The 12,572-nt window shown below is 46.8% G+C and carries 18 protein-coding genes and 1 pseudogene; 5 read left to right on the top strand and 14 right to left on the bottom strand.

The window, feature by feature from the left end; genetic code table 11:
* Positions 1-270 precede the first annotated feature (270 nt).
* Entirely contained in the window at positions 271-675 is a 405-nt protein-coding gene (locus SPI9445_RS0115675; RefSeq protein ID WP_017305720.1) for a Fur family transcriptional regulator, read from the bottom strand.
* A gap of 205 nt (positions 676-880) precedes the next feature.
* Between SPI9445_RS0115675 and purS the strand changes: the two genes are divergently transcribed.
* From purS to SPI9445_RS0115700, 5 genes are all read left to right on the top strand, one after another.
* Positions 881-1,156 carry a phosphoribosylformylglycinamidine synthase subunit PurS gene (gene purS, locus SPI9445_RS0115680; protein WP_017305721.1) on the top strand — a complete coding sequence of 92 codons (276 nt, stop codon included), beginning with the start codon at positions 881-883 and terminating at the stop codon, positions 1,154-1,156.
* 36 nt (positions 1,157-1,192) lie between these two features.
* Positions 1,193-1,888 (top strand): phosphoribosylformylglycinamidine synthase subunit PurQ, encoded by a 696-nt coding sequence (gene purQ, locus SPI9445_RS0115685; RefSeq protein ID WP_017305722.1) that lies wholly within the window; start codon positions 1,193-1,195, stop codon positions 1,886-1,888.
* An 8-nt stretch (positions 1,889-1,896) separates the two neighbouring features.
* Positions 1,897-2,748, top strand: a complete 852-nt coding sequence (locus SPI9445_RS0115690) for a ChaN family lipoprotein (RefSeq protein WP_017305723.1) — start codon at positions 1,897-1,899, stop codon at positions 2,746-2,748.
* Positions 2,749-2,973: 225 nt separating this feature from the next.
* Positions 2,974-4,167 carry a M20 family metallopeptidase gene (locus tag SPI9445_RS0115695; protein ID WP_017305724.1) on the top strand — a complete coding sequence of 398 codons (1,194 nt, stop codon included), beginning with the start codon at positions 2,974-2,976 and terminating at the stop codon, positions 4,165-4,167.
* A gap of 233 nt (positions 4,168-4,400) precedes the next feature.
* Positions 4,401-4,967 carry a hypothetical protein gene (locus SPI9445_RS0115700; RefSeq protein ID WP_017305725.1) on the top strand — a complete coding sequence of 189 codons (567 nt, stop codon included), beginning with the start codon at positions 4,401-4,403 and terminating at the stop codon, positions 4,965-4,967.
* A 50-nt stretch (positions 4,968-5,017) separates the two neighbouring features.
* On the opposite strand, the gene SPI9445_RS0115705 is transcribed toward SPI9445_RS0115700, so the two are convergent.
* The 13 genes and pseudogenes from SPI9445_RS0115705 to SPI9445_RS0115770 all read right to left on the bottom strand — a co-directional run bounded on the left by SPI9445_RS0115705 (position 5,018) and on the right by SPI9445_RS0115770 (position 12,356).
* Entirely contained in the window at positions 5,018-6,316 is a 1,299-nt protein-coding gene (locus SPI9445_RS0115705) for an RNA-guided endonuclease InsQ/TnpB family protein (protein WP_017305726.1), read from the bottom strand.
* Between the two features lie 247 nt (positions 6,317-6,563).
* Positions 6,564-7,355: an LmeA family phospholipid-binding protein gene (locus SPI9445_RS0115710; protein ID WP_017305727.1), complete on the bottom strand. Its 792-nt coding sequence runs from the start codon at positions 7,353-7,355 to the stop codon at positions 6,564-6,566.
* 281 nt (positions 7,356-7,636) lie between these two features.
* Positions 7,637-8,350 (bottom strand): tetratricopeptide repeat protein, encoded by a 714-nt coding sequence (locus SPI9445_RS0115715; RefSeq protein ID WP_202803709.1) that lies wholly within the window; start codon positions 8,348-8,350, stop codon positions 7,637-7,639.
* Positions 8,351-8,539: 189 nt separating this feature from the next.
* A pseudogene (locus SPI9445_RS32165) lies at positions 8,540-8,656 on the bottom strand (transposase); the annotation flags it as partial.
* Positions 8,657-8,926: 270 nt separating this feature from the next.
* Positions 8,927-9,124, bottom strand: a complete 198-nt coding sequence (locus tag SPI9445_RS0115725; protein WP_017305730.1) for a ribbon-helix-helix domain-containing protein — start codon at positions 9,122-9,124, stop codon at positions 8,927-8,929.
* Positions 9,125-9,126: 2 nt separating this feature from the next.
* Positions 9,127-9,477, bottom strand: a complete 351-nt coding sequence (locus SPI9445_RS25835; protein WP_017305731.1) for a hypothetical protein — start codon at positions 9,475-9,477, stop codon at positions 9,127-9,129.
* A 121-nt stretch (positions 9,478-9,598) separates the two neighbouring features.
* Complete coding sequence (locus tag SPI9445_RS0115735) at positions 9,599-9,826, bottom strand: type II toxin-antitoxin system HicA family toxin (RefSeq protein ID WP_017305732.1); 228 nt, start codon at positions 9,824-9,826, stop codon at positions 9,599-9,601.
* Positions 9,827-9,828: 2 nt separating this feature from the next.
* Complete coding sequence (locus tag SPI9445_RS32170; RefSeq protein ID WP_033374005.1) at positions 9,829-10,035, bottom strand: type II toxin-antitoxin system HicB family antitoxin; 207 nt, start codon at positions 10,033-10,035, stop codon at positions 9,829-9,831.
* 131 nt (positions 10,036-10,166) lie between these two features.
* Positions 10,167-10,358, bottom strand: a complete 192-nt coding sequence (locus tag SPI9445_RS25845) for a hypothetical protein (protein ID WP_017305734.1) — start codon at positions 10,356-10,358, stop codon at positions 10,167-10,169.
* Positions 10,359-10,502: 144 nt separating this feature from the next.
* Positions 10,503-10,748, bottom strand: coding sequence for a DUF4926 domain-containing protein (locus tag SPI9445_RS0115750; RefSeq protein WP_017305735.1), 246 nt, complete (start codon positions 10,746-10,748; stop codon positions 10,503-10,505).
* Positions 10,749-10,767: 19 nt separating this feature from the next.
* Positions 10,768-11,100, bottom strand: a complete 333-nt coding sequence (locus tag SPI9445_RS0115755) for a DUF6883 domain-containing protein (protein ID WP_017305736.1) — start codon at positions 11,098-11,100, stop codon at positions 10,768-10,770.
* 60 nt (positions 11,101-11,160) lie between these two features.
* Entirely contained in the window at positions 11,161-11,520 is a 360-nt protein-coding gene (locus SPI9445_RS29355; RefSeq protein WP_083883552.1) for an NYN domain-containing protein, read from the bottom strand.
* Between the two features lie 77 nt (positions 11,521-11,597).
* The gene (locus SPI9445_RS0115770; RefSeq protein ID WP_017305739.1) at positions 11,598-12,356 is read right to left on the bottom strand and encodes a class I SAM-dependent methyltransferase; all 759 of its coding nucleotides are present in this window, start codon (positions 12,354-12,356) and stop codon (positions 11,598-11,600) included.
* Between the last annotated feature and the right edge of the window lie 216 nt (positions 12,357-12,572).

Raw genomic sequence — 12,572 nt, forward strand, 5'->3', positions numbered from 1 at the left:
ATTTTTTATGTATTTTCCGCAAGTTTGGATAGGTGATGAGGATGGAGATTAGTGATGAGGATGGAGATTAGATGAAGTATCTACTCTTTGAGGATAGAAAAAAATCTAGGGCTTCTATTAATTAATCCGCTAAATGTTTAGATCAAGTCAGCCAATTGTCGTAAAAAGGAGGGGGTGTTTTCTGAATTAATGACTAACCGGGAAAGTCAGATACCATCTCCCCCATAGGGAAGAGGCAATAGGGGGGCTAGGGGGGATTGTCCGGGGTGGTCAAGGTTGAAGTGGGGGGGAGTTGCCCTCTGCTTGACACTCTTGGCAGAGGCCGAAAAATTCTAGGGTGTGGTAGTAAACTTTGAACTGGTGGGAGGTTTGCAGTTGGTGTTCGAGTTCATGGACGGGACATTCTGCGATCGCAATGGAACGACCACAATTGAGACAAGTCAGGTGATGCTGGTCTTTTTGGACTAAGCTATACAGGGATTCCCCAGTGGCTAAGGTGCGGACTTGTACTAACCCTTCTAGTTTCAGCGCTTCAAGAGAACGGTAAACGGTGGCGAGTCCCATGTTCTGCTTGCTTTTGCGCAGTTCTAAATACATCTCTTGAGCAGAAAGGGAGGTGTTGAGAGTTTTCAGTAAGTTTAAAATCCGTTCTTGAGAACGAGTCCGGGTTTTCATAGAGGTCTTGTCTGGGGGGTCAGCCAAAAAATAAAATCGCCATCTTGTTTAACCTCAGTGTAGCTGAAGACCGCAAATTCCGTGAACTGCCCCACCCACAAGGGGATGGGGAATTCCCGGAGAATTCCTTAAATCTTAAGCTTTATCGGTTTCCCCCGCCCTAGAACCTGAGATATGATGGAGTCTGTCACTTTTTCCGAGAATCATGGCGATTAACTATAAAGCGCGTATCTATGTGACACTTCGCCCGTCTGTGTTGGATCCAGCAGGGGTTGCAGTGAAGTCTGGATTAGAACAGTTGGGCTATACCACCGTGGAACAGGTGAGAATCGGTAAGTATATTGAGGTGAGTCTGAGCGCAGAGAATGAGGCCAGCGCCAAGGAACAGCTAGAACAAATGTGTGATCAGGTTCTGGCGAATCCGGTGATTGAGAATTTTTGTTTTGAGTTGGACGAAGTAGCGGATCCAGTAAGGGTTTAGGGTGTTTTTGTTGTTGTTTTTGGCTGGGACATAACCATGAAATTTGGGGTGATTGTTTTTCCGGGTTCTAATTGCGATCGCGATATGACCCATGTCACTCGTGATTTATTAGGACAACCGACGCGGATGATTTGGCATCAGGAAACGGATCTCTCTGATCTGGATGTGGTGGTAATTCCGGGGGGGTTTAGTTACGGGGATTATTTACGCTGTGGTGCGATCGCCCGTTTCTCCCCCATTATGCAAAGTGTAATTGAACACGCCAAACAAGGGAAGTATGTATTAGGGGTGTGTAATGGGTTTCAGGTCTTAACTGAGGTGGGATTACTGCCGGGGGCCTTAGTGCGGAATCGGGATTTACATTTTATTTGCGATCGCGTTCCTTTGAAAGTGGAACGAACCGATCTCCCTTGGACTCAAGCTTACACCCCCCAAGAAGTCATCACCATCCCCATTGCTCACGGTGAGGGGCGCTATCATGCCGATGAGGACACCTTAAAGGCCTTAGAAGATAATCAGCAAGTTGTGTTCCGCTACTGTGACGCTGACGGGAACTTAACCCCAGACAGTAACCCCAATGGCTCCCTAAACCATATTGCAGGCCTTGTCAACGAAACCGGAAACGTTTTAGGCATGATGCCTCACCCGGAACGAGCGTCCGATCCCCTGCTAAAAGCCATCGACGGGTTTAAACTATTTACAGGTTTATTAACAGTCCCATCGGCAATTTAGAATCAATCATGAACTGGCGAAAATGGTTTGCAATCTCCTTGGGTGTTGCCTTGTGTGTGAGCGCCCCTTATGTTGTAAGTTTGGCAAGACCTCCCCAAATGGGTGCAACCGTTAGCCAGTCGGCCACCTTAAGCGCCTTAGAACGCGCTCAGATTGTCTATCTTGGGGAGGTCCATGATAATCCAGACCATCATGAGCAACAGTTGCGGATTATTGAGTTTCTTCACCAACGGAATCCTAAACTGGCGATCGCCTTAGAAATGTTCCAAAAACCCTTTCAACCCGTCCTAGACCGCTATTTAGCCGGAGAAATTAGCGAAGACGAACTAAGGGAACAGAGCGAATATGATCAGCGCTGGGGGTTTGACTGGGAATTTTACGCCCCCATCCTCCGCTATGCCAAAGCCCACCAACTCCCCTTAATTGCCCTGAATACCCCCACAGAAATCACCCGGAAAGTGGCAATAAACGGTCTAGAAAGCCTCTCTGGGGAAGATTTGGTTTATATTCCCCCTTTGAGCGAAATCGACACCAATCAGCCAGAATACCGCGAAAAAATCGCCCAAGTTTTCGCCCAACACGGCGCCCACGGCCATAGTTTATCCCTCGATAACTTTTTTGCGGCTCAAGTCCTCTGGGATGAAACGATGGCGCATACCATCGCCGAGTTTTGGCGCAATTCTCCCCAACGGCAGATTATTGTTTTGGCGGGAAAAGGTCATATTTACCGCAATTATGGCATTCCCAGCCGCGTCGAACGGCGTTTAGGGGAGGATTTGGTTCATTATTCGGTGGGTTTTGTCCACCCCAGCGAGTGGGAAAATCGCCCCAATGGGTTTGATTTATTGTGGCAGTATTAATAGGGAAGGGAACGGGGAACGGGGAGCAGGGGGAGCAGGGGAATAGTGGGTAGGGTGCGTTAGCGGAGCGTAACGCACCGTTCGGGCATCCCAAGGGCTATTGCCTTTTCCCGACTCTCTAGGGCGCAAGCATTGCGCCCCTACACCGACTCCCGATTCCCGACACCCGACACCCGACACCCGACACCCAACACCCGACTCCCGACTCCCTATCCCTAGTGGCTCATGCTAACTCAAATCAAACAAATTGCTGAAAACTTAGCCCCGCGACTGATTGAGATTCGTCGTCATATTCACGCTCACCCTGAATTGAGTGGCCAGGAATATCAAACGGCCGCCTATATTGCTGGGGTGTTATCCTCCTGTGGATTGCACGTTCAAGAAGCGGTGGGAAAAACGGGGGTAGTGGGAGAGTTAACCGGACAGGGGAAAGATCCTCGGATTCTCGCCATTCGGACTGATATGGACGCTTTACCCATTCAAGAATCCAACGATTTGGAGTTTGCTTCCCGTATTCCGGGGGTGATGCACGCTTGCGGCCATGATGTCCATTCGACGGTGGGATTGGGAACGGCGATGGTTTTATCTCAACTGCGCGATCGCCTCCCCGGAACCCTGCGCTTTATTTTTCAACCCGCCGAAGAAATCGCCCAAGGGGCCGGTTGGATGGTGCGGGATGGTGTGATGCGGGATGTTAGTAGTATTTTTGGACTCCATGTTTTCCCCTCCATTCCCGCCCGTTGTGTTGGGATTCGTTACGGGGCCTTAACCGCCGCCGCCGATGACCTAGAAATCTTTATTCAAGGGGAATCGGGACATGGAGCGCGCCCCCATGAAGCCAAGGATGCCATCTGGATTGCTGCTCAAGTGATTACCACCCTACAACAGGCCATTAGTCGCACCCAGAACCCCCTACGCCCCATTGTGTTAACCATTGGACAAATTAGCGGAGGACGAGCGCCCAATGTGATTGCGGATCAAGTGCGTTTGGCCGGAACCGTGCGATCGCTCCATCCCGAAACCCACGAAAATCTACCCCAGTGGATAGAGCATCTCGTCGCCAATGTCTGCGCCACCCACGGGGCAAAATACGAGGTCAATTATCGTCGCGGTGTGCCTTCCGTCCAAAACGACACCGCCTTAACCCAATTAGTCGAGGCCGCCGCTAGAGAAGCTTGGGGTAACGAGCAGGTGCAAATCATCCCGGAACCCTCCCTCGGAGCCGAAGATTTCGCCATCTACCTTGAACAAGCCCCCGGTACCATGTTCCGTCTGGGGATAGGGCAGCCCGAGCAAGTCAACCATCCCCTACACCACCCAGAATTTATGGTGGACGAGTCCGCCATTTTAACCGGAGTGGTAACGTTGGCTTACGCAGCTTATAAATATTGGGGAAGTGAGTCTAAATCCTCATGTTAATTAGGGCTTGCTGAATGAGTCCGGGAGTCGGGAGTCGGGAGTCGGGAATCGGGAATCGGGAGTCGGGAATCGGGAATCGGTGATAGGTGATAGGGAATAATTATCAATTCTCCCCTGCTCCCCTGCTCCCCCCGTTCCCCGTTCCCTGTTCCCTATTCCCTATGATTCGTCAGGAATTGTTGTAACTCTAGCTGTAGTTTTCTTTGTAGTGAAGTTAACGGGCAGATTTCATCATGCAAGCCTACAGTCCTTCCTCTCATTGTAACTCTCAGCATCAGCTTCTCTCTGACTTGCGAGAGATGATTCTAGTAGAAGCCAAAAGGACAGGAAACCCTTGGATTAAAAGTTCTAAACTCCTCGCCCTCTATGCAGAACATTATCATGATTCTTCTGCCCATCCTTCACGCATTACCCGAGATCATTTTAAACAGTTTCTTCGCCATTCACCGGACTTTACCCTATATATCACGGCGAATCCTGATGTATTTTTTGTGAAGTTACAAACCGAACCAGACTCCTATTTCTCGCCCCGTTTCCAGCCCTTTCAGCCTATGGAATCTCCCCGAAATATGAGAGAGGAAAAATCGGAAGTTTCTCCGGTTAAAGTTGAGTTAAATTCTGCGCAAAATCTGAAAACCGCGCTCAGAAATATTGTCATGAGTTTAGAGAATAATCACCCTAATCATGCTGTAGAAATCAGCGCAGTTAACCAAGCTTTCTATCAGTCTTATCATCTGCCGCTTAAACCCATGTTGCGGCAATTTTATCCGGGGATGAAGCTGATGGACGTGATCCAGTGACATCCTCCCGACACCGACCCTAGGGGTACGGTGCGGGCTTCCCCATATCACTATGAGGCTTTCCTGTTTCTACGGGAGGCTCTAGATGTCTTTTTAGGGACATCCCCGTTCGCGTTCACTTCGTGACGCTTCGCGAACGCGAAGCGTTGCGTAGCAAAGCGTTGCGTAGCAATAACCTCTTCCTCTACAGGCAGCTTGACCCCCAGTCCAAGGGCTGCAAGTCCACGTTGCTCAACAACCATCGCCGCAGCAACGTCCCTATCCGTTACAAACCCACAATGAGAACATTTATGCACTCGTTGAGACAAGTCCTTCTTACCAGTCACTACACCACAATTCGGACAAATTTGGCTAGTGAAATTAGCATCAACTTTCTCAAAATAAACATCTCGTTTCCAGGCTACGTGCTTTAATACCTCTAGAAAACCCCCAAAGCCAGCATCAAGGGTATGTTTACACAACATTCCCCTAGACATGGCTTTGACGTTTAAATCTTCGGCAAAAATGATATTGGCTTGGTCACAAAGATGATGAGCGACTTGATAATGAAAGTTTTTGCGAGTGTTGTAAATATGTTCATGAAGTTTAGCTACTTTTTCCCGGGCTTTATGCCAGTTTTTTGACCCTTTCTGTTTCTTTGATAATCTTCTTTGTAGCCATTTAAGCTGACTTTGAAGCTCCAAGAAAAACTTAGGTCTAGCTATTAATTCCCCCTGAGATGTTGCCATAAACTTCTCCAGTCCCAAATCAATCCCTAGAGATTTTCCTTGAGGCTTTGGAGAAGGAATATTAACATCTGATTGAATATAGATAACAGCATACCAACCCGAAGCTTTTTTAACGATCTGAACTTGTTTAACTACAAATCCATCCGGTATAGGTCTGTGTAGATTAATGACCACAGAGCCGAGCTTGGGGAGTCTCAATTGATATCCAGTTACAGGGTTTTCCCTGAATTGAGGAAAGTTAATCGACCGAAACTGACCATATTTCTTAAACCTAGGAAAACCAAAACTTCTTTTCCAGAAAAAGTTAAACGCTTTGTCTAAACGCCCCATAACCTCTTGCAAGACCTGAGACTGAACCCGTTTAAGTTCTGGGTATTGCTGTTTGGCTTGAGTTAAAGCTTTTTTCTGTTTATAATAGTCGGGAAAAGGTTGATCCGCAGGTATAATGTACTCAGAATGGAGGCTACAAGCGTTAACCTGACACTTGCGAGAATTTATCCACTCTTTTCGTTCTGCCAAGGCATAATTATATACCCCTCGACAGATTTCTAGCCAGTCAAGTAGTTCTTTTTCTTGACTGGCATCTGGATAAATTCTGTAGCAATAGTTGAGGTTTAACACGAATAGTAGCTGATTGACCTGAACCGATTATACAATGTCTAGGGATAAATCGTCACTCCCTAGTAAATGATTGTTGGTTAATTTTCGGGGCATCGAACCCCTCAATTAACCGTCTTTCATCCCGACGATGAGCTAAACCCGTTGTAGGGGCAGGGGGAATTCATGAGTTCCCCCCCGAATGAAGCTCTCCCTACCTGCGGCGAGGTAGGGGATTGTGTCGCTATTTTTGTTCAATCGTCAGGAAAAATCAACCACTGCGGGGAATGCGTTCAATTTGAGCATAGCCACTGAACAGCAATTCTTTCCCCTGAGTTTCTAGACGATTTAACCGCAACAGCACCCCATCTAAGTTGAAACGGTCAAGGTCTACCATCTCGTTCAGGATATCTACCAGAATCCCCATTAGTAGCCGCGATAAGCCCTGTAAACCTTCGGGAATGGTTTCTCCCTCAAACACGGCGTTTTCATAGGTAATCCGTCTCCGTTTGGCTAAACCTAGCTCACAACTAAAGACAACTGGAACTACTTGATTGGGTAAATTGGTTTGAGCGAATAACTTAATCCGATTTTGAGGCAACAGTTCTAAGTAAACATCGGTAAAGGAAACCGGCTCCCCCCCGGATAACTCCAGTAAACGGGAGTCCGTGAGGTTTTCTAAACGTTTCCGCACTAACTCGGCTTTAAAAGCGTGGTTAATGTCGGTTTCTGTCAGTGTTACGAGTGCGATCGCCTGAGTCGGTTGTTTCAGGGCAATTGTTCCCTTTAACACTGACCCAAAATCCAAGGCCACCGCGTCTGTCTCAAAGGACATGGCCGCTGTGCGGAAATCCCGGCGAATCACCAAACCTCGCCCCTGCATCTTAAAGCTATCGATACTCCCCTGTAGCAGCTTGCTAGAGGGCTGACAGCGCACTTGTACCTCAACCGATTCACACTGCGTAAACAGGTGGCGGATGGTATTACTGGCAACGGTATTGAGGAGATTCTCCCCCCAATCCGCCCCTTGATTTTGATTTGAACCAACAAAGCCACCAAACATTGTGTTAAGTTCTGCGCTGATAAACAAAATTTTCCTTTCTCCTTCCTTTGTAACAAAATGTTAACGATTCGGCAAAGGTTAAGGCACTCTGTCGGAGGAATGAGTTCAGGAATTGGGAGTCGGGAATAATTATCAATTCTCCCCTGCTCCCCCTTCCCTGTTCGCTCTTGCCCATTCAAGTTGAGCCAAAAGGAGAGGGGCGTAAAGAATCTTATCTCTACACCCCTCTCGCTGTGATGCTTCAGGTTTCATTGGCAGTCTTAGGCTCCCATTCTGCTTTCTTAGGCTGTCATGGGATTTAATAGTTCTTCGAGCCACTGTTCAAGCTGTTTGCGGTAACGACGAGAGGAGAGAGTATTAGAAAGGCTTTCTAAGGCCCGTTGATAGTCTCCCATCGCCAGATTCCAGTCGCCGCGTAAATGGTAGGCGCGGCCGCGTTCGCCGTAGCTGCGGGCTTTGAGGCGTTTTCCAAGGACTAATACGAGATCAAAGTTCTCAATGGCTAAGTCATAAAGTCCCATGTCGCGGTAGGTGATGCCTTGATTAATCCAAGCGCGCCAGTTCGCGGGGTTAAAATCGAGGGCAATTTGATAATCGGCGATCGCATCGGCTAGTTGACCTTGAGCGATATAGCAATTAGCACGGTTATTATAGACGCTATCTAAACGGGGATTAAGCGCGATCGCCTGATTGTAGTCGGCGAGGGCTTGATCATATTCCCCAGAGTTAAAATACATCAGGCCGCGATTGTTATAATCAATGGCACTGTCTGGATTACAGGCAATCAGTTCATCTAAAAGTGCGATCGCCATTTTATAATTGCCCAGATTGGAATGTTCTAAAACTAAAGCCCGTAAGTAGCGCTCACCGAAGGGCGACGAACGATCCAGCCCATGACCCACAATGCCATGATCTACCCCAGAATAATCAGACGGCTTCACAAAGGCATCCTCTAGACTCTGAATAAACGGTGCTGCATCTGGATAGTTCATCATTTCCTCCCGGCTCATCCATCCTACTCTCTACCCTAGTCTTTGACCCCACCCTCCACACAGCGATCTGTGTCACTCGTTGGGGTGTCCTCGATCGGTTCTTCCGTTATAGATTCAACCTCAGCCCTAGAAGTTCCAGAGGATTAGACAGTATGAAGCTCTCTCACCTGGCGTAGCGGAGGTGGGAGTGTCCTATGCTAATCTTGAACTATCCACAGTCCAAAGATCACACAGGCAAGCCCAGCTTCGGGGTGACCGTCCAGAACATTGGCTGGAACGATCCTCACTGTCCTTGCGGCGAGTGAGCTTATTCGAGGTGGGGGAATGCGTCGCTTGTAGCTAGTTGTGGTGGTGTCACAATAGACCAACTTAAAAAATCTGTCGAGAATCAGGATTCCCCTGAATATTAGCTGTGCTTCGCTGTCTTATATTGGTCGGCTTTTCATCTCATCGGTAAAACCGGGAGTCTTCAAGCCGACATTTTAGATAAACCCACATCCCGCAAACCTAATGCACCTCCCGATTCTTCTACAACCCGACGATGTAATTTGAGGACTTCTGTGAGAGTTAAATACCTGATCATGCTAAACGCTGATAGAGTTCAGCATTTTTGGTTAGGACATACTCTGACGCCCTCACAAAGTCATTAGATGATGAATCAAGCCAATCTTTTATGTAAGCTTGCAGAAACTCTTCGGGAGAAATGCCTGTTTCCAACGCAAGTTGCTTAATTCTTTCTAGTTTGTCGTCTGGCAGAGAAATTGTGATTGAAGCCATAACTAGGTAAGTTTTGATCTAATAAGATTTATGGCATCCTTAAGTTCATCAGCATGAACCCAAACGAAGCCACCGTATAGCATTTTACCATCTGGATCGGCTAAAAAAACATGGTCACCACCGACTGCTCTATTAGTCCAAGTCCTGACTTGACTGCCATCCTGTAAAGAAAACTTAAAATAGGAGTGCTTAAATAAACTCGTTCGACAAGGGGTCATCCCTGGTACATTGTCCAAAATCTCAATGGCTTTTTCTATGCTTGATGAGCGATAGGTTGAGGTGGTTTCATATTCCGTAACATCATATACCAATCCACGAACAGCCTTGCCAGCAGCGTCAAACAAACCCCACATTTTAACTACCTCGCTATTATCAAGCTAACGGTGAAGTTGTGCGGCGGCAAGTAATCTTGAAATCAGCACCAGTAATGCCCGAACGTCCGCTGCATTTGAATTGTTAGCCCTCTGCAATTACTCATCTCATGCCGGAAACAAACTCTTGCACCGTAAGTCCAGCAGTACGAATAAGACTACGCAACGTCCCTTTTGCTACTTCACGATGATCAGGAACGGAGAGCGTCGCTTGTTCACCTTCCTTGACCATAATGATATGACTTGCACTCTGACGTACAACTTGCCAGCCAAAAGCTTCAAATACCCGGACTACCCCACGTCCACTGAGAACAGGAAGGGCGGAAGACATGATTATGCCATCACCTCTACTTGGTGAGTCTCAATTGTAAGCGGTAGCCCACGTTCTGCTCGGACTTGAAGGCACGCAGTAATTGCATCCCTGATATTTTCGAGAGCTTCACCTCTAGTTTGACCTTGGCTGACACAGCCAGGAATACTAGGACATTCCACAATCCAAACCCCGTCTTCATCACGGTCAATTGTCACAGTCAACTTCATCAATCTTTGCCGCCAGATATTGATCTATAGTTTACCTCTTAACCTCATATATCTGTTCGCAGGCAAAAATAGCTTTTAATCTTTAAGCTTACGTCAAAATGCAGCGGCGGCAGATAACCCCGAACTCAGCATCAGCGACTTTCGTCCGTCCGCTGCGTTGGGGTTGTTAGACCGTGCTTCCGCGACAAATTCACAACTTTTCGGCCACTCTCAGCTTGTTGCTTTTGCAAATCAGCAAAAAGTGCTTTTAAGTTATGGTTGAAAGACCGTGAATACTCTTCACGGATTCTGTGAATTTCTTCCACAATTGCATCTTGATACATAGTTAATCTCCAAGCAGTTCATAGGGTGTACAAAGAATCGGCAACTCATACCCAGAGCCGAAACTGATCTCTTTCATTGTTCCTAATTCTCAGAACGAAGTAGCGATCCTTCAACTGTCCGCTCCAACCGGGTTGTTATGCCGCTTATACCGCGACTATTTTGGGCTTTGTTTCAGGGGATGCTGGTTCAAAACGCAATACTATAATTTGCTCTGGGCGTAATCCTACAGACTCGTAGGTGCGCCCGTCACGATCGCTGAATTCAACTTCAAATGCTGCACCATTGGCCAACATCTCAACTACTGTACCAACTTGCCCACGCCACAAATTGTATTCGGGGATATCTACTGTCAAGGCTACAACATCTAGCAATTTAGCATCACTTGTCATGATTAATACCTCCACTGAGCTACAGAGGGTAGCAGGTCGTTAATCTTGGAATCTCTGAATCATGTTCGATAATCCAGCCACTCCGAAGGGTTGCACTTCTATTTTGCCATTCGATCGTAAAATCTAAAGTGTAGCGTTGCCCAAACTCATCTTGTCTTCCTAACCGCGCTTCGTGAGTTTTAACGACTTCAAGCAGAATTTGGCGCAACTCCTCAGCATCGCTAGCTACAATACCCAAAATTGATGAGAAGAGCCGAGCTTTATGGTTTCCGTCATCATGCTCTGGATTAAGGCAGTAGTCACGCAGTTTACGAATATCAACAACTGCTTGGTCAGCGTTTGGAATCAGCATTCAAAGCTATCTCTTAGCCATCGGTGTGTATTGTAATTGTTATGCTGCTTTATGCCTAGCTCAATAACCTAGATAATCAAGGTGTGAGTCAAGCGGAACAAACTTATCACAAGCATTTTTCAATTCTTGTGAAGCGTGATTCCAGAAAAATACTTCAATTACGTAACCGTCCCTACGAAGACTTTCAATAGTAGGAACAAAATCAGCATCTCCTGCAACCAAGGTAAGAACATCTTCAGTTTTGTCAATTTTGGTATAGGCATCCCGCATCATTTCTGTAACGATGCCCGTGTCAACTTTCTTCTCCTTATTTGCAATATTACGATCAACAATAATAGGTTCAAAACCAACACGTTGAGCAATACCCCAAAGCGAATCGCTTGCTGGAGGACGAGATCCAAATAAAACAGCCCTCTTAATTTTTGCCCGTAGAAAGCACGCACAACTTTTCCCTTTCCGTAGCTGTCAAGTTCAACCTCTCCTAACACGACTCAAGATTAACGCGAATTGAGAGACTTACTAGCAGAGAACCGTAATCGGATGTAATCAGCAAACCACTGACCCGCAGCATCACACAAATCAGGTTTCAGAAGGGCGATAACTTCTTCGAGGAAAGCATCACGTTCGGAGGTTACGATCACAGCCATAAACGGATTCGCAAATGTTGAAAGCCAGCCTCTAATATCTGTCGGAAGTAGAGTAGGACGAGGAATGAGAGCAATTTCGTTAACTTTAACTCCTCTTGCTTCCAATCGGAATTGATACTCTTCTACAGTTGGAAAGTACCAGGGGTTAATCGGGTCTGGATCAATGCCGCGCTTCTTCAGAGCTGTATGCAAAGCAGTTGCGATTTTTGCGACATTGCCATGACCGCCAAACTCACCAACAAACCTTCCTCCTGACTTCAACGACTGCCATACCCCCTCAATTACTCGGTCAGGTTGCGTCATCCAGTGCAGTGCAGCATTGCTAAACACAGCATCAAATTCACTGTTGAAATGAAGATTATGACCATCAAGCAGACGTGCATCTAAGCCAAGTGATTTGGCTGAGTGAACGAAGTCTGGACTAGAATCAACGCCTATTACTTCGCATCCAAACTCCTGCAACTTTACTGTTAACGCTCCGTCCCCACATCCTAAATCTAAGATTCTTTCTCCTGGCTTGGGATTAAGCCATTCAATCACAGGCATCCCTAAATCAGAAACAAAGCGAGCGTTCTTAGCGTAGCTCTTGGAATCCCAACTTTGCGTCATGAAGAAAAATTCCCAAGACTTGACGATTCAATTAGGATAGCTTGTCTTTCAGCAGAAACTTTCTTAAAACTCACTAAAGATTTTCCAATACTGCCACAACCGAAGACTAAGCAGGCTAACTATTAATTGTACCGAATTTTTCTGGATAATCAACCCCTAAAGGGTAAAAAACTGAAATTTTCCGTATAATCACCCTATTCAGGGTGTTATCAAGAA

It is taken from the genome of Spirulina subsalsa PCC 9445, from assembly GCF_000314005.1.
Lineage (GTDB): Bacteria > Cyanobacteriota > Cyanobacteriia > Cyanobacteriales > Spirulinaceae > Spirulina_A > Spirulina_A subsalsa.

Excerpts from the sequence above, each read along its gene's own strand:
- SPI9445_RS0115750 (WP_017305735.1), bottom strand. The coding sequence starts at position 10,748 with ATGACAAGTGATGCTAAATTGCTAGATGTTGTAGCCTTGACAGTAGAT.
- SPI9445_RS0115690 (WP_017305723.1), top strand. The coding sequence starts at position 1,897 with ATGAACTGGCGAAAATGGTTTGCAATCTCCTTGGGTGTTGCCTTGTGT.
- SPI9445_RS0115700 (WP_017305725.1), top strand. The coding sequence starts at position 4,401 with ATGCAAGCCTACAGTCCTTCCTCTCATTGTAACTCTCAGCATCAGCTT.
- SPI9445_RS0115770 (WP_017305739.1), bottom strand. The coding sequence starts at position 12,356 with ATGACGCAAAGTTGGGATTCCAAGAGCTACGCTAAGAACGCTCGCTTT.
- SPI9445_RS25835 (WP_017305731.1), bottom strand. The coding sequence starts at position 9,477 with ATGTGGGGTTTGTTTGACGCTGCTGGCAAGGCTGTTCGTGGATTGGTA.
- SPI9445_RS0115715 (WP_202803709.1), bottom strand. The coding sequence starts at position 8,350 with ATGATGAACTATCCAGATGCAGCACCGTTTATTCAGAGTCTAGAGGAT.
- SPI9445_RS0115695 (WP_017305724.1), top strand. The coding sequence starts at position 2,974 with ATGCTAACTCAAATCAAACAAATTGCTGAAAACTTAGCCCCGCGACTG.
- SPI9445_RS0115755 (WP_017305736.1), bottom strand. The coding sequence starts at position 11,100 with ATGCTGATTCCAAACGCTGACCAAGCAGTTGTTGATATTCGTAAACTG.
- SPI9445_RS25845 (WP_017305734.1), bottom strand. The coding sequence starts at position 10,358 with ATGTATCAAGATGCAATTGTGGAAGAAATTCACAGAATCCGTGAAGAG.
- SPI9445_RS0115710 (WP_017305727.1), bottom strand. The coding sequence starts at position 7,355 with ATGTTTGGTGGCTTTGTTGGTTCAAATCAAAATCAAGGGGCGGATTGG.
- SPI9445_RS0115725 (WP_017305730.1), bottom strand. The coding sequence starts at position 9,124 with ATGGCTTCAATCACAATTTCTCTGCCAGACGACAAACTAGAAAGAATT.
- SPI9445_RS32170 (WP_033374005.1), bottom strand. The coding sequence starts at position 10,035 with ATGAAGTTGACTGTGACAATTGACCGTGATGAAGACGGGGTTTGGATT.
- purS (WP_017305721.1), top strand. The coding sequence starts at position 881 with ATGGCGATTAACTATAAAGCGCGTATCTATGTGACACTTCGCCCGTCT.
- SPI9445_RS0115735 (WP_017305732.1), bottom strand. The coding sequence starts at position 9,826 with ATGTCTTCCGCCCTTCCTGTTCTCAGTGGACGTGGGGTAGTCCGGGTA.
- SPI9445_RS0115675 (WP_017305720.1), bottom strand. The coding sequence starts at position 675 with ATGAAAACCCGGACTCGTTCTCAAGAACGGATTTTAAACTTACTGAAA.
- purQ (WP_017305722.1), top strand. The coding sequence starts at position 1,193 with ATGAAATTTGGGGTGATTGTTTTTCCGGGTTCTAATTGCGATCGCGAT.